General features: G+C 33.0%; 11 protein-coding genes. All 11 read right to left on the reverse strand.

Translation table 11 applies throughout. The features are described from left to right. Positions 1 to 812 precede the first annotated feature (812 nt). Positions 813 to 1,946 carry a 3,4-dihydroxy-2-butanone-4-phosphate synthase gene (gene ribB / locus B0A75_RS08200; protein ID WP_165765102.1) on the reverse strand — a complete coding sequence of 378 codons (1,134 nt, stop codon included), beginning with the start codon at positions 1,944 to 1,946 and terminating at the stop codon, positions 813 to 815. A gap of 295 nt (positions 1,947 to 2,241) precedes the next feature. Then, positions 2,242 to 2,664, reverse strand: a complete 423-nt coding sequence (locus tag B0A75_RS08205; protein WP_089053811.1) for a TlpA family protein disulfide reductase — start codon at positions 2,662 to 2,664, stop codon at positions 2,242 to 2,244. After that, a complete protein-coding gene (locus tag B0A75_RS08210; protein WP_089053812.1) occupies positions 2,665 to 3,273 on the reverse strand; it encodes a hypothetical protein in 609 nt (202 codons plus the stop codon). A gap of 41 nt (positions 3,274 to 3,314) precedes the next feature. Continuing rightward, positions 3,315 to 4,559 (reverse strand): amidohydrolase family protein, encoded by a 1,245-nt coding sequence (locus B0A75_RS08215; protein ID WP_089053813.1) that lies wholly within the window; start codon positions 4,557 to 4,559, stop codon positions 3,315 to 3,317. A gap of 79 nt (positions 4,560 to 4,638) precedes the next feature. After that, the gene (locus B0A75_RS08220) at positions 4,639 to 6,039 is read right to left on the reverse strand and encodes a RagB/SusD family nutrient uptake outer membrane protein (RefSeq protein WP_089053814.1); all 1,401 of its coding nucleotides are present in this window, start codon (positions 6,037 to 6,039) and stop codon (positions 4,639 to 4,641) included. A gap of 99 nt (positions 6,040 to 6,138) precedes the next feature. Next, positions 6,139 to 9,444, reverse strand: a complete 3,306-nt coding sequence (locus B0A75_RS08225; protein WP_244284361.1) for a SusC/RagA family TonB-linked outer membrane protein — start codon at positions 9,442 to 9,444, stop codon at positions 6,139 to 6,141. A gap of 98 nt (positions 9,445 to 9,542) precedes the next feature. Beyond that, positions 9,543 to 10,745: a FecR family protein gene (locus B0A75_RS08235; RefSeq protein WP_089053817.1), complete on the reverse strand. Its 1,203-nt coding sequence runs from the start codon at positions 10,743 to 10,745 to the stop codon at positions 9,543 to 9,545. Between the two features lie 101 nt (positions 10,746 to 10,846). After that, complete coding sequence (locus B0A75_RS08240) at positions 10,847 to 11,422, reverse strand: RNA polymerase sigma factor (RefSeq protein ID WP_089053818.1); 576 nt, start codon at positions 11,420 to 11,422, stop codon at positions 10,847 to 10,849. A gap of 195 nt (positions 11,423 to 11,617) precedes the next feature. Then, complete coding sequence (locus tag B0A75_RS08245; protein ID WP_089053819.1) at positions 11,618 to 12,973, reverse strand: MBL fold metallo-hydrolase; 1,356 nt, start codon at positions 12,971 to 12,973, stop codon at positions 11,618 to 11,620. 1 nt (position 12,974) lies between these two features. Then, the gene (locus tag B0A75_RS08250; RefSeq protein ID WP_244284362.1) at positions 12,975 to 13,823 is read right to left on the reverse strand and encodes an ATP cone domain-containing protein; all 849 of its coding nucleotides are present in this window, start codon (positions 13,821 to 13,823) and stop codon (positions 12,975 to 12,977) included. A 318-nt stretch (positions 13,824 to 14,141) separates the two neighbouring features. Continuing rightward, complete coding sequence (locus B0A75_RS08255) at positions 14,142 to 15,251, reverse strand: PepSY-associated TM helix domain-containing protein (RefSeq protein ID WP_089053820.1); 1,110 nt, start codon at positions 15,249 to 15,251, stop codon at positions 14,142 to 14,144. Positions 15,252 to 15,299 lie beyond the last annotated feature (48 nt).

The raw sequence follows: 15,299 nt of genomic DNA on the forward strand, positions 1-15,299 counted from the left end.
AAATAAGATTTAACAAAAAAAGTCGTAAAAGCCTAAATTAATATTCTATTAACAGCCTCATTTTAAACATAACATAATTATAAGTACTTATAATTTTATTTTTCACATACAAAATAAAAAAAGCAGAAAACACGATCAAAAAAGAATACACTTTACTTTGTTTTACTTTTTTTATTTCGAATTATAAATGACCTTATTTGAATTTTATCTCAAAACCTTACGTTTTACACTTCAATCAATTATGATATATTCTTCTTTTTAAAATAGCTCTTTAGCCGTAACCTTTTATAGAATAATTGAACTCTGATTTGGAGATGTCTCATAACAAATTATCAATTGTCATTTTGCTAACTATTATATTTACATTGATAAACATGTAAATACAAATATCTTTACTTAAATCTGACTTATTTATACACCTAAAAAACAATCTGCTTATAGCCGTATTAAACAACTTTCTTCTCTTGTTAAAAGACAAGTAGTAAAAAGATCTAGTCGATCTAAACAATAAATTTTCAAAAAATGAATGCTCCGATGAAAAGAAAAAAAGAAATTACCAAAACAGGTTGAAAAAGAAAATAAACGAAGAAAAACAAACCTTAAAACTAAAATAAGTTTTAAAATTAAATATTTGAAACACGCGCTCAGATAGGCGCTCAAATAAAAAAAAGGTTATTTCACTTCGTCGTGAGATAACCTTTTCTTCTTTTTGTTTGCATATAACGAATATGATCCAAAAATAAAAAATCCTTCTAAATATATTTGAAGGATTTCTTTAAGTAGTTTCCGGAAATTATTACAAATACAAAAAACTAGTATTTAACGTACTCTTTAATTTCTAATCCGTATCCGATCATACCGACACGTTTGGTTTGTTCTGAATTCGACAATAATCTAATTTTGGAGATATCAATATCGTGCAATATCTGTGCACCAATACCAAAATCTTTAGTATCCATCTTTATTTGTGGTGCTTTGAATTCGCCTTCAGCCTGTAAAACTTTCAATTCTAACAAACGGTTTATGAAGTCTGTTGGCGGAGCCTCCTGATTGATAAACAAAACAGCTCCTTTGCCTTCCTGATTGATCAATTGAAACATGCTATCCAGCTTTTTGTCAGCATCATTGGTAAGCGTACCCAATATATCATTATTTATTGTTGTAGAATTGATTCGCGTTAGAATTGGTTCCCCAACATTCCAAGTTCCTTTGGTAAGCGCAATGTGGATTTGTTTGTTAGTTGTTTGCTGATAAGCCCTAAGTCTAAACGTTCCAAAACGGGTTTCAATATCAAAATCTTCTTTCTTCACAATCAGGCTGTCATGCTGCATTCTATAGGCAACAAGCGCTTCGATGGAAACTAATTTCAAATTAAATTTTTTAGCAACTTCTGCCAATTGCGGCAATCTTGCCATAGTGCCATCGTCATTCATGACTTCGACAATCACTCCGGCAGATTTAAATCCGGCCAAGCGGGCAAAATCAATCGCAGCCTCAGTATGTCCTGTTCTTCTTAAAACACCACCTTGTTTGGCAATTAATGGAAATATATGCCCTGGACGTGCCAGATCATGAGGCTTTGTATCCTGACTCACTAATGAAAGTACCGTTTTGGCTCTGTCAGAAGCAGATATTCCTGTGCTTACATCACTTCCTTTAAAATCTACTGAAACAGTAAAGGCTGTTTCCAACGGATCCGTGTTGTTAGTTACCATCTTGTGTAATCCAAGCTCATTACAACGACTTTCTGCTAAAGGCACACATATTAAACCACGTCCATGTGTAGCCATAAAGTTGATCATTTCAGGCGTTGCTTTTTCTGCAGCTGCTAAAAAATCACCTTCGTTTTCACGATCTTCATCGTCAACTACAATGATTATCTTTCCTTGGCGAATATCTTCAATTGCTTCTTCTATTGTATTAAGCTTTATTTTTTCGGTAGACATGATGGCAGTGTTTGGTTTTGAGATGGATATTATGTTCGTATTGAATATTATCAATAAATCGTTAAGTCAATAAAAATAGGCCGCAGTACACGATTTATTCAGAACATCCAATCTCTAATTTATTTTTTCGAGGGTCAAAAATAACGATTAAAATTCTAATCTAAAAGAATTGTTTTTCAGGTAATTCACATAACTTTTTTCATTAGCAAGACTCTATCAAATATTTCGGTAAGCCGCATTAATGTCTTTAAAAATGAAAAGGGACAGCAAAATGCTAATCCCTTTCTTATGTAAATTATTTAACTCCTGCTTCTTTAAACCATTTTCTTATTCCTTCATCAGATGGCCTTAGCGCATTTGGGTCGACGATATTGCCTTGCGGATCAAGTAAAATAAATCTCGGAATACCACTTACTTCATAAGCTTTCTCGAAAGAATCATCACCATTAGCGAATAACTGCACACCGGTCAATTGAAGATCTGTTACCATTTTTTTCCATTTATCACGATCTTTTACACGGTCGACAGAAATACTAACAAAGTTTATATTTTGATCGTGAAACTCTTTTTCCAAAACCTTAAGAAAAGGGATTTCTTTTTTACATGGCCCGCACCAAGTAGCCCATAAATCGATATAAACAAATTTTCCTTTTAGATCGTCTAAGGAAGTTTTACCTCCATTGAAGTTTTCAAAATTGACGAATTTTGGAGAAGCCATTCATTTTGGCAGAATTTTATCCTGATGCTTTTTTAATCCTGTAGTTTTATTATATCTGTCTACACTACTTTTTTTAAAATCTTCAAAATCCTTTTCTTCAAGAGCAATAAAAGATGCGTCTAACCCTTTGGTTTCTTTGAGTATTTTTTGGTAACCAGCAACAATTTCATCTATTTTTTTGGTAAACTCATCGTTACCTAATTTAAATATAGATTTATCTGCAGTTGCTTTTTCAGAATATAAGGCTTTCCTAAATAGATATTTATTTGGTATTTCTCCCTTTCCTTTAAAATCCATTGTTTCATCCCATTGTTTGGTATCAAAAGTAATCTTCATATTATAACCATTTTTGAAGTAAAAAAAGCCTTGCTCTCTACCGTCAAACATTCCGTAAAAACCTTCCTTTACCTTCAATGTGTCTGCAAAAGAACCATCTTTGTTAACATTGATTCTTTTTATTTTAGTTCTGCCCTTAAACACAATCAAAGAATCTGAGTTTTTCTCTGTTATTTTTCCAAAAAGACGTACATAATCATTTGCAGCTTTTTGCGCAAAAGTATTTATATTAAAAACGAAGGCTATGATGCCTAAACAATACCATTTTTTCATTATATTTTATAATTTATTTCGTTAATAAGTTTTAGAATTATTTATTTTTTTTCAGTGTAAATAATTCCTGATTTAATGGTCATAAAACCATCTTGTAAATTTTCGATCTGCTTTACAGGATCTGAATTTGTGATATAAAGATCTGCTCGTTTCCCTATAGCAATAACACCTCTATCGTCTACTCCAATACTTTCTGCCCCTATTATTGTGGCACTTATTAGAACATCCTTGTTTGTAAAACCACAATCGTTTGTCAGAATCTTTATTTCTTTGAATAATGGAACAACATGATCTTTTTCAAATAAATAAGGCCAATCTGTTCCAGTAGATACCTTGACACCAAGTTCATGAGCTCTTTTAGTTACTGTTACACCAGTATAAAGCTTATTATTGTTTCCAATATAATTGGTAGCATCCAATATTACGTTGTTGTTTTTCATCAGCAATAAGAGCTTATCGAGTTTTTTTTCATCAATAACTGGTCTTTTAGAACGATTCATTTCTTCAACTGCAGAGTCATAAGGAATATCAAACGCATGAGACATACTGTTTACTCTCGCGTTGGCAATATCAGTGGGCGTGGCAGGAAAAACTGCAGCATGGCTCCAACTTTGTAATCCCTGAAGTTTTGCCTCCTTTACAATTTTTTCAACAAGATCCGAGGTCAAGTCTGAATATATTTTTATTCCAGTAACCCCAGCTCCTTTAGCTTCTGCAACAGCAATTTTGATATCCGTTTTCTCTGTAATAGTTTGCTCCCAGGGTGTATCACTTTTATCTTTGTAATACTTTCTCATTGAATCGAAATAGGCTGATCCTCCAAACTGAGCTGCATAAAAAATGGACGGTGCTGGCAGTTGATTGAGGGCGCTGGCACGTTTATAGTCTGCTAGAATAATTGCATTTCCAGTCATGTCTCTTACAGAAGTAATTCCGGCATAGATCATTTTGGAGAGTTGATCCTGCATGTATTTATTGTTTTTTGCTCTGTCTGGATCGGGTTGCGTGGCTAAATGAACATGTGAATCAATTAGGCCGGGCATCACATATTTCCCAGTAATATCAATTACATCGGATCCAGGATATTTAGTAAGATCATCAGTATACAAAATGTCTTTGATCTTATCTCCTTCCATTACAATACTTCCTTTCTTGCTATTAAATTTATTATCAAAAATAAATCCGTTTTTAAGAATAGTAATTTTTAAATTTCCTTTAGTTTGCGAATACCCCGTAAGTATTGTACAGACTAAAAACCAACAGATAAGAAGTTGTTTTTTCTTCATTTTTTTAGGTGTCTATATTTTTTGAAAATGTAATAATGAGCCCACTTATTTAAACAGAAATGCGGGCTCGATATGTCTTTTAGTATCCAGGATTTTGTGGAATTCCCGAACGATCTATTTCTGTTTGCGGAATCGGTAAAGCAAATCGATCTGCTTTAGGCGCTAAACCACCACCGACAACTCTGGTAAAACCTAAGCCAAGTCTCTTTAGTTCTGTGAATCTAAATCCTTCAAATGCCAGCTCCCTCCTGCGTTCGTTTAGGATTTCTTTATTCAAATCTGCTCCTAAAAAGTCACCTAAACCTCTTGCGTTTCTAAGTTTATTGAGATTCACCAACGCTACTGCACTGTTATTTTCCTTTAAATATGATTCTGCCAATATGAGATACATTTCTGGTACTCTTATTAATTTAAGATCTATATTTCCGGGATCAAATGTTGCGGCGTTTGTTGTTCTCGTTCCAGCCTGCTTCTTTGGGAAATAGCTTCCTTTGACTGTAGGATGAGTTTTAAAGTATACTGAGAATCGGAGATCTTTATTCTGATCGTAGAGACTTATCAAATCATTTGATACTAAATAAGGATAACTTGACATTACTGGAATAGCAAAGATTCCTGCAGTATACTGTGTTTCGTTATTTTCAAATCGAATTCTAAACATAATCTCACCAGAATCATCTTTATCCCATTCTTTTTGGAGTGCCGCAAGGGTAGTATCTAATTTATATCTCGTATCTGTCAGGGCTAAATTAGCATATACAATAGCATTTTTGTAATCGCCTGTTTCATGAGACACGCGTGCCAGCAATGCATAAATAGCTGTTTTTGATATTCGGTAAGAATTAACCGTATTGGCAGCTAGAGGCGCAGCTTCATTCAAATCGGCCAGAATGTAATTGATAACTTCAGCTGAAGTATTTCGGGGCTTAATATCTAAAAGCGCATCTGTTTCAAATCGATACGGTACTGCCAATGCTGTTTTATTAGTATTGTAAGCCGGAGCATAAAAGCGGTATAAATTATAATACAAAAGTGCTCTTATACCTAATGCTTCTCCTAAAAATACATTTTTATTGGCAAGTGTACTTTTTCTGGCTTGTCTAATTATAGTATTAACATTGTTTAGAGCCTGATACGATATTTTCCAAAATCCTTCGATATTTCCTGTTGTGCTGGTATATGCGAGCGGATAAATGTTTTCTAAACTGCCATCAAAGGAATAGTCTTTTGAATTGGATGAACCTACTACATCATCGCTGATGGCTTCCGGAATACTGTAAATTCCATGGGAATAACCGAAAAAATCCTGTTTCATAACCCCGTAAACGCCATCTAGAGCACTCCTAAAACCGCCATCTGTCTGAAAAAGAGTTTCAGGTGATAATTCATCTAAGGGTTCTTTATTTATAATATCATCAGTACATGCACTTAAAAAAGTAACCAGTACTGTGGCAAATAATAATTTTATATTTGTTTTCATCTATTCTATTGTGTTTATTTTATCTGTCCTGTAGAATTTGATTTTTCTATTGTCTGATATGCCTTGCTATGAAAATGCATACTTAAACTATCCGCTTTCTTAAAAATTAACATTAGCCCCAAATGAGTATCCTCTAACAATAGAAGAAGAAAGTCCAATTCCCCCCGCTGCGGTAGCATATTCAGGATCTATATAACTGACAGCTGATTTAGTGAAAAGATTTTGCCCTTGAAGAAAAAATCTAAGACGCTCTACTCCTATTTTTTTTGCTACTTCTTTGTCAATAGAATATCCAATCATAATATTTTTCAATTTTATATAGCTGGCATTTTCAAGAAATTGAGAGGATGCTTTATAATCTGATACCATTGATGCTGTCGGTCTTACTAAGTACACTTGTCTTATCGCTAAATCGGACTGGTCACCTGGATTTTTCCATGCATTCGCCACATTAACATGCTGGTTAAATGCAGGATTATTGTATAAATTATAAACTCCATCATTTAATACATAATGTCCTGCAGCATATGAAATCAAGAAAGACATATCTACATTTTTATACTTAAAAGTGTTTGTCAAACCTCCGTAGTACTTAGGAATCGAAGTTTTATTAATAACTTGTCTAAGATTATTAATTTCGGCAGTGTTAGAATTGGTTCTGTTAGTATTAAAATCTACTAATTTTCCATCTACTGCTCGGTATTGATTGAAGCCGGTTACTGGATTTACTCCTGCCCAATCCACAATATAAAAAGATCTTATTGCACTTCCTGCCTTAAAGACAGTAGATCCTGAGTTTGATAAAATATCTTTATCGTCTGATAAGGATAAAACCGTTCCTTTATTATTAGCAAAATTAAAATCCGTTGTCCATGTAAAACTCTGATTTTTGATATTTACAGTGTGCAGGCTGATTTCTATACCTTCATTTCTGAAATCTCCAATATTAGAAACAAGTTCTGAGAAACCTGAAGTAAGCGGTATTGGCTTATTGTTTAAAAGGTCTTTTGTAGTTCTAACATAATAATCAACTGTTCCGGTAATTCGATTATTAAAGAAACCGTAATCGATACCAGCGTTTACATTAAAGTTTTTCTCCCACGTTAAATCTTCATTTTCACCTCTGGTCAGATATGGAGCTGTGCTTCCCGCATAAGTAATCTGACTTCTGTAACCATACAATGATTGAGAAGCAAAATCACCAATAAAATCGTTTCCAGAAGTTCCAACACTAGCTCTCAATTTTAAGGAGCTTACTGTTTTATTTCCATTAAGTAAATCTTTATGCATATCCCATGAAGACCCTACGGACCAGAAATTGGCATATTTATTATTGTTCCCAAAACGAGAAGAACCATCTCTTCTGAATGAAAGTGAAAGGTTATAACTATTATTGAAGGTATAATTTAGTCGGGAAAAATACGAAAGTGAACCTGCTTGAGATTTTCGTTCTGTGATCGCACCAACGGTTTTCGCAGCACTTATTGTCTGGACAGCGTCAGAACTAAAATCCTTTGCTGTCACGGAAAAACTGTTGGTCTCACTCTCATTTACTTCATACCCCATAACCATATCAAATGCATGCTTTTGAAATGTATGTGCTAAAGTAGCTGTCAGTGTTCCAGTGTAATTATTGCTGTCACCGGTATTGTAAGTAAGCGCACCTCCGTTAACAATCACATTTTCATAACTATTGTTTTTAGAGGTATTGAAATTAGCTCCTAAAATACCATTTAAGGTTAACCATTTTACTGGTATATAGGTAAGATTTGCGCTTCCTCCAATATTTTTTCGGTTGCCATTTACATTTGTATTGTCTCTTACAAATATTGGATTATAAGGAACTCCGGTAGAATTACCAACATCTAATAATCGCAATGAATTTCCAGCATCATCTTTAATGGCCAGCCAAGGATTTAAAAGAAAGGCATTTGAAAATGGCGATCCCACTATACGTTTATCCTCTTCATTTACGTTTCCAAAATTTCCCGAAAATCCTACTTTTAATTTTCTGCTCAAATCATAGTCTACGCGCATTGACACGGTGTACCTTTTATATTGACCGCCAAAAATATTATTGACATTATTATAGGTAAGCGAAGTGTAATAATTAGCCTTGTCCGACCCGCCTGAAAAAGAAATATCATTTTCACGATTGATTTCGTTAGTTAATAATAAATCTGCCCAATTTACATTCTGACCAGAAGCCCTTCTTTTTTGAAGTAAGGCAGGAGTTGTTTTATAGAATCCCAATGACTCTTCAAAATCTAACTTTTGAGAAGCATTCATTAAGTCATTAGTAAAAGACTGATCTGCATATTTAACTCCTAAACGGCTGTTGAAAGCAATCTTTAATTTTGTATTTCTGGTACCTCTTTTTGTAGTAACGATCAGAACTCCATTTGTTCCTTTAGATCCATAAATGGAAGTTGCGGCGGCATCTTTCAGAATACTAATATCCTGTATATCGGCTGCATTTAGCATAAATGCATCTAAACCAGATCTTGGCATCTGCACACCGTCTACTACAATCAATGGCTCTGTACTGGCGCTTATAGAACCTACACCACGCAGCAGCATAGTTGGTGGTGAATCTGGAGAAGAAAAACTTTCCTGAACAAACAAACCTGGAACTACACCAATCAATGCATCGGCAAATGATACATTTTGGGTATTCTGCAATACCTTTGTGTCTAATTTTGTTACAGCTCCTGTAATTTTATCACGGCTCATTTTTCCATATCCTACTAAAACGAGCTCATTTAATTCATTTGCAGTTGGTTCAAGAGTAACATTGAGAACTAGCTGATCTTTAATCTTTATTTTTTTTGCGGCAAAACCTAAAAAACTAAAACTCACCACATCGCCTTCATTTGCCATTATTTGATATTTTCCTTCAAAATCAGTGACCGTACCCATCTTGTTATCGTTTACTAAAATGGTTACTCCAATTATAGGCAGTCCCATATTATCAGTAACTATTCCAGAGATTTTTCTTTGGCTAATGACCGGGCTGCTCCCATTAACAGACGAAACTGCTGCTTTATGATTTAATGCAATAACAATCAATTTGTTATTTACAAATTCTGCTTTGTAATTATCACCAATCAATTCTTTTATAACTGCCATTACCTCAGCGTTATTTACTGTTATATTCACCATTCTATGTGAATCAAAAACGTCATCACTATAGAAAAATTCTATATTGGTTTTTTTTGTAATTGTTTTTAAAACAGATGCTATAGACTTGTTTCTTGTGTTTATAGTTACCTTTTGTGCAGAAGCAAAAGCAACTATATTAAAAAGAAATATTGATAATATTATGGATTTCCTCATGATGCTAAGAAAATTATCCCAAAGCGCGGATTTTACCCCACAATCTTTTGCGGATAGGTTTTTTTTCATACTTTTAAAATGTTTTGGTTGGTTAATTGATTTCGAACTCTTTTTTTCGACTGAACAAATACTAGCCGGGAAATGGTGCAAACATTTTCCGGTTTTTTTTACTTACTAATGGTTACTTCATAGGTTTGGTTGATTTTGGTTATTTTATATTTTACATTCGATGTTTTTCTAATTATATCCAAAAATTGATCGATTGACTGGTCTTTTAAAACAATTCCTGTGAATTTTATCTGCTCTAATGATTTTTGTTCGAACCTCACATTAAAGTTGTACCATCTTTCCATTTTGTCCAAAATACTTTTCAGGTTTTCATTTTCAAAATAAAACTTACCATCTTTCCATGCACTATAACCGTAAGGATCAACTTCTGCCACCTTTATAGTTTCGTTACGAACACTAGCCTGCTGCCCGGGTTTTAAAATAACAGATGCGTCTTTTTCGGTTTTACTTATTTGAGAAATTTTTACTTTTCCTTCTGCCAGTGTAGTTTCAAATTTTTTATCTTCCTGATAAGCACTTACATTAAAATGTGTTCCTAAAACGGTAACATTTCCAGATTTGGTTTTAACTGTAAAAGGACTGTAAGGATTTTTACTCACTTCGAAATAGGCTTCACCTTCCAAGATTACATCCCTAGTATTTCCGCTAAATTTCACAGGATATTTTAAAGATGATTTTGAATTAAGCCAGACTTTAGTTCCGTCTGAAAGTACAACTGCATATATGCCGCCAACGGGTACAATCAAAGTATTTTCTCCATCTGAAGCCATTCCATTAACATCTTTTGCATCATAAACCAAAACTTGATTTAGATTTGAAATCACACCATTTTTAGAAACGATCTTTTCTTTTTTCGGTTCTAAGGAAATAACTGTTCCATCTGCGAGAACAAGAGTTGGATTGTTATATTTAGGTTCAATATCTTTTACAACTACTTCTTGATTTTGCATTTTAGCATCATTATTCAGATAATAGAAAACAGAAGAAATTGCCGCTAAAAAAACTAAAACTGCCGCGTATTTCAATACCCTTTTATAATCAAAAAGCGAAATTGCAGGCGCTTCTCCAAAATCAATTTTTTCTTTAATTCTTTCAAAAGCTAAATCTGTATTAACCGTTTTATAAAACCTTTCCTTAGATTTTAAAGTTTCTGCATCAATAACTTTTTGATAATATTCTTGATTTTCGGGTATAGAAAGCCATTCCTGCAAAAGAGCATTTTCTTCAATCGACAATTCTCCTATAAGAAGTTCCTTTCTTATTAGGGCAGCGATTACAAATTCTTTCTTTGCTTGAGACATATTTTTTGATATTAAGTATCGGTTATTAACATTTTAAGTAATGTTATATAACTAAGAGTATAAAATATCAAAAATGGGTGGAAAGATTTTTTATTTTTTTTTTATAAAAACAATAAAAGGAACAAAAGTTCTGAGTGATTCTTGAGTTTAACCTTTAATAACTCTATCGCACGGGCACGCTGAGATTTAACAGTATTTATTGAAATATTAAGTTGTTCGGCAACATCCTTGTATTTCAATCCTTCTATACAGGAGAGTTCAAAAACCTCTTTGCATTTTTCTGGCAACGAATTCAAAGCTTGAGTTAAAGTCGCATATAATTCTTCTTCTAAGATATTAAAATCAAAATCTAAAGTTTCGTGAGATAATTCATTATTCAATTCGATACCTTTCTGTTCTTTTTTTAAGATCAAAAATGAACCATTTCGAACCATCGTGTAGAGATAAGACTTAACATCAATTATCTTTTCAAATTTTACACGGTTTTCCCAAAGCTGCAACATAACATTTCCGACTACTTCCTCGGCAAGAAAACTGTCTTTGACAAAACCATAACTGTAGCTCACAAGTCTTGGATACAAAGAATAAAACAGCTCTTTGTAATATGCTTCATCAATTTTAATATTTCCCTTTTCTGAGCTAATTTTTTGTCTTTGTTTATTTGCACAAATATAAATTTAATATCAACAAATCAACATTTTTACAACATAATTATCATTCAATTCCTTAAAGAGATATAAAAAAGTAAGAATAAAACGCTTTTTTATGTTTTTTACAAATCTGGTTTTAAATCAAATTATTTTAAGTTGATCGGACATTTTTTTGATTTGAATAAAATATCCAGAAAACTGTAATCTTAAACAAAAGAATGTCTAAATTTCTATTTCATTTCCCATTAATGGAACATTACATTTAAAATGATATTGATTCTGAATTTTAATTCGTAGTTCATCTGCTGGAAGATTTTCACCATGTACTAAAAAGACGCATTTCGGAATGTTTTCAAGTGCAGAGAGCCAATTTAAAAGATCCTTTTGGTCTCCATGTGCAGAAAGTCCTTCTATCTGAAAAATTTTGGCTTTTACATTATAGTAATTCCCATATATTTTAATTTCATCTGCTCCCTCTAGAAGTTTTCTTCCGCGGGTTCCTTCTGCCTGATATCCAACAAAAATAACAGTTGTTTTTTCATTACCTATGTAATGCTCAAAATATGATAATACTCTCCCTCCTGTGACCATGCCGCTTGCCGCAATAACCACTTTAGGCTGAGGATCTTCAATAATGCGCATAGTCTCCTTAAACTCGGAGACGATAGAGAACATTTTACTCATTTCATGACAATCGCTGGCAGAGAGTTTATGCCATTTTAAATTTTCTAGAAATACATGCAGTGCGTTAGCTCCCATTGGGGTATCTAATATATAAGGGACATCAGGAATTCTTTCTTCTTTTTTAAGCTGCCACAATAAAAACATTACCGATTGTGCTCTCTCTACAGCAAAGCCGGGAATTATGACAGTTCCTTTTTGTTTAATAGCCGCATTGATTAATGTTTCTAGTTCTTCTTTTACATCTACATCTGGATGAAGCCGATCTCCGTAAGTGCTTTCTAGAAATAGATAATCAGCCAATATTGGTTTTGTTGGTGCAAACATCAACACATCGTCATCTCGCCCTATATCGCCTGAAAACACAAGCGTTTTATCCTCAAGAGTTAGTTTAATACTGCAGGCACCAATGATATGTCCTGCATTTTCAAAAACAGCGGAGATATCATTTGTAATAGGCACTAATGTATTTGGCTCTACAACTTCAAAAAAAGGAGTAACGGCCTGAGCTTGTTCTAATGTATAAAGCGGTTCTGGATTTGTATGTTTTGAATACTGTTTTTGATTGGCTCTACTGGCTTCTTCTTCTTGAATTTTAGCACTGTCTAAAAGAACTAATTTGGCTATAGATTTGGTTGGAGCAGTACAATATATTCTACCTGTAAATCCCTGAGATATTAATCGAGGAAGCCAGCCGCAATGATCCAGATGACCATGAGTAAGAAGAACACAATCTATAGTAGACGGTAAAATGGGTAAAGGATCCCAGTTGAGTTCTCGAAGTGATTTAAGACCTTGAAAAAGACCACAATCAATAAGTATTCTATATCCGTTAGTTTCTAAAAGGGTTTTCGATCCAGTTACAGTTCCTGCCCCTCCAATAAATTTTACTTTCATTTTAATGATGTTTACAAATTTGTGACGCTTCGTGCAATGTATTTTTAACTCGGTTTTCACTAAGTCCTATTTTATAAAGACTTTGAGGATCATCAATAACATCTTTTACAAGTATCTGATCCAGAATAAGTAATTTTTCTTTTTCAACTATTGATAGTGTTGTGAGACAGGTAATAGGATAAAGGGTTCCTTTATCTATTTTATTTTTGAGATTATTATCTTGCGGATAATCCCAGCTTAAAAGAGAAATTCCGCTGCAATTAGCAAAATCCTGAGCATCTTTAGTAAAACGATTATTAGTTACTATAATACAAGAATCGATAGCTTCACTGTTAGAAAAAATAGTATGTTTTTTCGCTTTAAGATCATTAAAACGAGAAAGTATGTACATAGGCACTTTTACATCTGAAGAACCTTCTTTACTGCCGTGAAATTTACATTCAATCATACTTATCATGTTATTCTTCATGATGGCTATGTCTACTTCATGCGATACACATTTTCCTTGTAGTGTTAAATTTATTTTCGTCTTAAATCCTTCGGCTGCATATAATCTAGCAACGAATTTTTCAAAGTAAAAACCTGCCGGGCCAAGCATTTGCAAAGCCTGTCTGATATTGTAACGAGCTGCATGCCCACTTGATGCTTTTTTTAAAATAGCAAAGGCCAATTTATAGATTTCTTTGGTGGTTATGCCGTCATACATTTGCCTTTCTATTTCAGCTAAAGTTTCCTTTATGAGATCAGCACTAGCCCCAGACTTTTTAAGAGAAAGTTCTAATTTATCTTTATCAAAAGGTACTTTATATCCTGAGTGTTTTATTATTTTCATAACAGCTAAGGGATTCATTTACTTGAAAAGAAACTAGGTAACATCATCATTTCTACGAAAAAGATTAAATCTTAATATTAGATTTTAGTAATCAATATTTTACGTATTCAATTTAATATAAATATACCATAATTATATTGTAGTTCCTACTGGATAAGTGAACAAAAAGTACAGAAAAAATGAGATAATTTCTTTCTTAATCCAGTCTTCAATTTTTGTTTATATATCAAGATTTTTTTAGAATTAATATTAGTATAAAGCTATATCTGTTAAATAAAAAATCCAACAAGATCAATACTTGTTGGATTTTAGATTTAAAACTTTATTACAGAATAATTACTTACTCTTTTTCTTTCTGCCAAGCCATATAAACAGACCGGTAATTGGAAGTGTAACAGCAAAAAGGCAAACTAAAAATGCCAGTATTTTTGTTGGATATCCATAAATACTTCCTGTATGAATTGGATAAATCAGACGTCTTATTTTATCACCATTGCTAAATGTTTCATATGGTTTTGTTTTTACAATTTCGCCAGTATATTTATCAAAATAAGCCATACTTGCAATATTTGGTATTTCTTCTTCAAGATTCATTTTGATGACCATAATACTATTTATGGTATCAGATGGTATTCTGATTTGTGTATCTCCCTTATATTTATAAATACTATCTGTTTTTGAAAATATACTTTGATAAAAAAACGTTTTATCTGTGTTTGGATCGGTTTTAGTTGGATTTTCAACTTTTGCAGATTCTTTTTTAGTAGTTCCATCAGCCAATAAATAAACGCCGCTCTCGAACCATTCGTATGACCAGGTCAAACCTGTCAGCGAAATGATCAGAAGTACAAAAAAAGTATAAAAACCAAAAGTCGAATGAAAATCCCAGTTTACTCTTTTAAATGACGCGTCCCATTTTACCGTTAATCTTTGTTTTAGATTTTTAATTTTCTTTGGCCACCACAAAACAAGTCCTGACAAAAGCATAAAAACAAAAATAAGACAGCTGATTCCAGTGACTGCTTGTCCAAAATCACCCAAAACTAAATGACGGTGCAAATCAAGAACAACCGAAAAAAAACGGTTTTTAGCAGGTACAGAGCCTAAAACTTTACCACTATACGGATCAATAGAAAAAATTAGTTTTTTCTTATCAATATCAGTTGCTGTAATTATTAAGGTTCTTTCGGGGTCATAAAAAGAATGAACACGATCAATTTTCTTAAGGTGAAATTCATTTTGCACTTCAGAAATAATATCATCCACTGGCAGTTTTTCTTTGCCTACACTGGCTACCTTATAAAATTCAGGATTAATGAACTCGTCGAGTTCATCTTCAAAGACCAATATACTTCCTGTCAGGGCAACTATAAAAACAATTAACCCAGATGCAAGACCGAGCCAAAGGTGTAATAAACCAATATTTTTTTTAAGTGTTTTATTCATTTATTATATCGTTTTGCAAAATGGTTTTCAAATAGAACCAAAGCTTAT

It is taken from the genome of Flavobacterium oncorhynchi (genome assembly GCF_002217355.1).
Classification (GTDB): Bacteria; Bacteroidota; Bacteroidia; order Flavobacteriales; family Flavobacteriaceae; genus Flavobacterium; species Flavobacterium oncorhynchi.

Excerpts from the sequence above, each read along its gene's own strand:
- ribB (WP_165765102.1), bottom strand. The coding sequence starts at position 1,946 with ATGTCTACCGAAAAAATAAAGCTTAATACAATAGAAGAAGCAATTGAA.
- B0A75_RS08205 (WP_089053811.1), bottom strand. The coding sequence starts at position 2,664 with ATGGCTTCTCCAAAATTCGTCAATTTTGAAAACTTCAATGGAGGTAAA.
- B0A75_RS08210 (WP_089053812.1), bottom strand. The coding sequence starts at position 3,273 with ATGAAAAAATGGTATTGTTTAGGCATCATAGCCTTCGTTTTTAATATA.
- B0A75_RS08215 (WP_089053813.1), bottom strand. The coding sequence starts at position 4,559 with ATGAAGAAAAAACAACTTCTTATCTGTTGGTTTTTAGTCTGTACAATA.
- B0A75_RS08220 (WP_089053814.1), bottom strand. The coding sequence starts at position 6,039 with ATGAAAACAAATATAAAATTATTATTTGCCACAGTACTGGTTACTTTT.
- B0A75_RS08225 (WP_244284361.1), bottom strand. The coding sequence starts at position 9,444 with ATGAAAAAAAACCTATCCGCAAAAGATTGTGGGGTAAAATCCGCGCTT.
- B0A75_RS08235 (WP_089053817.1), bottom strand. The coding sequence starts at position 10,745 with ATGTCTCAAGCAAAGAAAGAATTTGTAATCGCTGCCCTAATAAGAAAG.
- B0A75_RS08245 (WP_089053819.1), bottom strand. The coding sequence starts at position 12,973 with ATGAAAGTAAAATTTATTGGAGGGGCAGGAACTGTAACTGGATCGAAA.
- B0A75_RS08250 (WP_244284362.1), bottom strand. The coding sequence starts at position 13,823 with ATGAATCCCTTAGCTGTTATGAAAATAATAAAACACTCAGGATATAAA.
- B0A75_RS08255 (WP_089053820.1), bottom strand. The coding sequence starts at position 15,251 with ATGAATAAAACACTTAAAAAAAATATTGGTTTATTACACCTTTGGCTC.